We start from the raw sequence: 271 nt of genomic DNA, 5'->3' as shown, positions 1-271 counted from the left end.
ATGCAGGCGGCGACGAAGCGCTCGCGCGTTTTGCGACGGATCTTTTCGACGAGCCGTTCGAAACCTGCGACATCATCGGCGAGCGCTATCGTGACGTGCCGGCAAGCGGGCCTCTCTACGAGCCGCCGGTCGTTGAGCTGTCCGATGCGGAGGTGCGGTTCTTTTCCCACGCGGACGAGGCCGGACTGGTAAGGCTCGCGGAAAAGCTCTGCGGACGGAAGGCGCCGCCGGGCGCTTCGACGCATGAAAGGCTTTACGCGCTGCTATCGGG

General features: G+C 64.9%; 1 protein-coding gene. It reads left to right on the top strand.

Going from position 1 to position 271, the window contains the following annotated elements:
* Nucleotides 1–271: hypothetical protein (locus tag ACTFO6_RS18795; RefSeq protein ID WP_439935879.1), on the top strand; the 271-nt coding region annotated here is incomplete at both ends.

Source organism: Pelomicrobium sp. G1, from assembly GCF_051905455.1.
GTDB lineage: Bacteria > Pseudomonadota > Gammaproteobacteria > Burkholderiales > UBA6910 > Pelomicrobium.
This window is presented reverse-complemented; position numbering and strand designations above follow the sequence as displayed.